We start from the raw sequence: 4,225 nt of genomic DNA on the forward strand, positions 1-4,225 counted from the left end.
CGGCCCAGAGTGTGTAAAAACGCTTCGTCAAAATTGAAGTGCGCGCGTCTACGTGAAATCTGAAATTTTTCGGCACCTCAGCAGATGTGGATTTCGCCCAGATGCGCGATTTCCAGTCCGGTTTTGAGTACCTGTCGCGCTCGAAAACGTTTTTACACAGCCTCGGCCAAAAGCGGACTTAACGTGAACCATTCTGTGCTAGCAATTATGAGACTGAGAAGCTCTTTACCTCTTCAGATAGGCGCGTCTACGACCGCTTTCAGCTGCGGCCGGATCAGCAGGGAGAGGTGTAAGCAGGGGACGTCTTGATTCACAGGAAAGGGCAGGTATCGCGCTTCGGAGTCAGAATGGTGGTTCGACGTATCGCCCGAGTCACTCCCACCCGTAGCACTAAAAGATCCTGAGCGCAGATTTTTGGATCCTGCGGGGCTTTGGCAATGCGCTGGAATAGGCCGTCGTAGATGATGACCTCGTCGAACTCCTTCCCTTTGGACTTATGTATCGTCATTAGGTGGATGCCGCGCCAGTCCTTTTGAGCTGCAGCGAAATGCTCCTGCATCAAGGCACTGCGGACTGCTTCCTCAGCCCCCTTGTACTCTCCCTGGGCACGCCACAGCGCACCCAGGTTAGCCCGCAGTACCGAGCCACGATGAAGAAGTCGAAGGTAGCGAGCATCTGTTGCTACTTGCTTCAAGGCTACCGCAGCGGACGATTGCAACAGGCCGCGCAGCTGCAACCAGTCCTCCGCAGGGTCGCCCGTTAATTGCAGTTGCTGCCGCAACTCTGCGATACGCTGAACTTCGCTGACAATCAGCTGGCGTTTGGCACCGCGGATCTTTCCCGAGGAGAGGAATCCGCTAAGAGCACCTGCCAGGTCCAGCTCGGACTGGGGGGTAGGCTTGCCTCCGCGGCGTCCACGAATGTGCGAGTGAAGTGCACCAAGCATGCGGCTCGCCACATCGCCAGCCGTCCCCCCCTCCAGTAACGTGGCGATAACGCCAGCGGCGAGAGCCGGCGGTTCAGCATCCATTGCAACGTCGTGATGTAGCTCTGGCAGACCATCAGCTGCAGAAGAAAGGTAATCAGAAAGCTCGAGCATCAGCCGCTTGGATGGCACCAGGATCGCGATCGATTTGTCCGGTATTGCCTTGAGGCGATCCAACGCCGAGAGCACTGCGGCCTTGGCATTGAAGTGCAGGCCCTTTCCATACATGAAGCCGTAACGCGTGATTTTTACCTGCTGATAGACCTTGCCCTTGTTTGCGCCAGTGAGCAGGTCATTCCCATAGGTCGTGATATCGGTACCGCTGCTGCGGTGGTTTTCACCTGCGAAATCAAAGTGGACGGCGCCGAAGATCTCCAGAAAGTCGCCAACCCGCCTAGGATCAGCGCCTCGAAACTCATAGATCCGCTGTTCAGGGTCGGCCAGAGCAATGAGGCGACTACGCTTTCCAAGCTGCTGGATCAGCGCCCATTCATCACAGTTTGTGTCCTGAAACTCGTCGAGGATGATAATGGGATAGGCGTCGGAGAAGATGGCGCTTAGCCGGTTACTACGGCTCAGCAGTTCGCTGACCAAACTTGCGAACAAGTCGAAATGCAGGCGGCCCTCGTGCTCGAATAGGCGTCGCTTCTCATTTTCGTGCTGGGCCTTATCGATATCTGCCAAATGCGCTGCTGCCTCGGGTGGTGGCAGAAGCTGCAAGCTCGGCCTGCCATTCAACAGATAGGCGTGGCTTCGGAGAATGCTCCAAGCAAAACCGTGGTACGTGCTGACCTCAAGTTGCTTCAGGTCCTCGCGAGAAATCAGCTCAGAAGCCTTTTCGATGATGCGCGCTACGGTAGGCCTGGCGAAGCTCAAGAAGAGGATCTTCTGGCCTGGCTTGAGTACGCCTGAGCGAATCTCATCACGAGCTTTGACCAGCGCGACGTGTGTTTTGCCTGCACCAGGACCACCTAGCGCCAAGGTGTGCCCAGCGCACGCCAGGAAGCCGCGCTTCTGATCGCTCCACACTTCCGTCATGCCAGAGGCTGGGGCGGGGACGGTTGGAACTTCCCATAGGCTGCTGCCAATGGCGGTGGCTTGGCTGCAGCCTCTGGGAGAGGGGGCACGCCGGCTAGCTGGGGAGGTAATGGAAGCGGCTGAGGTGGCTCAATGACGTTCTTGATGGCTGCCAGCGTGGTTCTCACGTATTCGGGCATGTCATTGGCAGTTGGACAGGAGGCGAGCAAGTCGCCGGCGTCGCCACCGCCTTTGGCCCAGCCAAAATAGTGCGACAGAGCTACCTGCAGATTGGCCAGCGGTGTTGCGGGTGTTGGTGTGTATGCCGCGAGATGCTGCGGCCAATCAGCGCCAACAACCACAACAGCAGCATAGCTGCGGAGTGCCACCTCAGACGCGCCATACAAGACAAGGTTTTCAAAGCCCTTAGTCGCAGACTCATAGGCATGATCGACCGAGGCAGTGATGGTTGCGAGCGCCTCCGGCGTTTGCTTGTCAAATACGGCGAACACGACCTTTCCGAGTGAGCGGAAGAATGCACCCAGTGGCGCGACATTGGTCTCGCCGCGGGCGTCGACGATCGCCACACCTAGGTTTTCGAGCGATTTGAATCGCGTGGGATCCAGCTCGGCGAGCCGTCGGGCAGCGGCAGGCAATGCGTCGAACTCCGTACGGCCCTCAAGTACAAGTACGTAGCGTGCCAGCAGGGCTTCGCAGAACCGTGCTTTGAATTCTGTGCGATAGGCTTTGGGCTTGACTGCTGGCGGATATGTTGCAGGAACCCCGGTCATAACACCGGCCGTGCGCTTGAGAACCACTACCTGGGCAGGCTCGAACTCCTCCAGCACGTAGGGTGAGTGGGAGGTGAAGATGGCCTGTGCCGACTTCTGGCGCAGCGAATTGATGATTCGCTTCTGGGTGTGCGGCGGAAGCGCGATCTCTGGCTCTTCCATCGCGAAGATCACGCTTTGCTTGAGTTCGGCGATGATCGAAAGCAGAGCCAATACCAGCGTGTTAATCGTGCCAGTGCCTTGGTGCTGATATGGGGCGGAATAGACTGAGCCGTCCGGCCTTTTCGCTCCAGTACCCATGAAGACAGTCAGGGTTCGACGGAGCATGTCGCGAGTGAGGTCCGAAACCCGCATGTGGGGTTGCTCTGCCCAGTCGGATGGTACGTAGTGCCGTACTGCATCTTGGACTGCAACAAGCAACTCGCCGATGTCCTCGGTCTCTCCAACTGGCAGTGCCCTCAGCTGGTCGAGCAAATCCTCCCACATAGTCAGTCGTGTTTCCTTCAGCCGAAGGATCACGTCCAACAAAGAGCCCCGTTCCAGGCTGAGTGCGCGAGCTCCGGTCCGCAGCGTGCGCAGATAAAGAAAACCGCATTTTCGTTTGTCGGGCGCAGAGAACCGGGGGTAGGAGCCATCCGGCATTTCGGGAGTGGCGTAATAGGTGTCCCCGGCGAAGTCGTCCTCATCTACGTCATACCAACCGTTGAAGAAGACGCGTATTGCCGCTCCGACATGGGGCGCGTCTGTTCCCTCCGGGGGCGCCCCTACGAGCAATGACTTGGTCTGTGTGTCCCACCACTCGATATGGTCCCGAAAATGCCGCAGTTGCTCATCAGAGAGTCCTGCGACAATAACTTCGACCTGGATCGGGACGACCTCGTTCTTGGCCGGGTCTACGTACGTACCGGCATAGAAATCGTGCTCATCGATTACAGGGCGACGACTCAGGCGCTCCGGGCCAAGTACCAAGTCCACCGCTTCCAGCAATGTGGACTTGCCGGCGTTGTTGTCACCGATAAAAGCAGTGTGTCCATTGATGTGGACCTCACCGAATGCGATGCCTCTGAAGTTCCGGACGCGAACACGCACAAGATGCACTTCGACCCTCCTTGTCTAGTGGAAACCAAGCTACTGATTCTAGTGCGTCATGGTAGGTGCTATTCGACTGTATCGCTACTTGAGGGCTCCTTCGGGCCGAGTCGCGTACCGCGCGCCCGCAGCCAAGGGCCGCTATTGGCCGAGGCTGTGTAAAAACGTTTTCGAGCGCGACAGGTACTCAAAACCGGACTGGAAATCGCGCATCTGGGCGAAATCCACATCTGCTGAGGTGCCGAAAAATTTCAGATTTCACGTAGACGCGCGCACTTCAATTTTGACGAAGCGTTTTTACACACTCTGGGCCGGTTGTTGCCTACCGCGACCGATAGCTGTG

Annotated in this window: 2 protein-coding genes; both read right to left on the reverse strand. The window is 57.4% G+C overall.

The genetic code is table 11. The features are described 5' to 3' along the window. Positions 1-310: 310 nt before the first annotated feature. On the reverse strand, positions 311-2,023 hold the full coding sequence (locus tag V6943_RS20110; protein WP_256057987.1) for a UvrD-helicase domain-containing protein: 1,713 nt from the start codon (positions 2,021-2,023) through the stop codon (positions 311-313). Beyond that, the gene (locus V6943_RS20115) at positions 2,020-3,891 is read right to left on the reverse strand and encodes an ATP-dependent nuclease (protein WP_256057988.1); all 1,872 of its coding nucleotides are present in this window, start codon (positions 3,889-3,891) and stop codon (positions 2,020-2,022) included. Before V6943_RS20115 ends, V6943_RS20110 begins: the two co-directional genes overlap by 4 nt. Positions 3,892-4,225: the final 334 nt, after the last annotated feature.

It is taken from the genome of Pseudomonas sp. CBC3, from assembly GCF_037967085.1.
Taxonomy (GTDB): domain Bacteria; phylum Pseudomonadota; class Gammaproteobacteria; order Pseudomonadales; family Pseudomonadaceae; genus Stutzerimonas.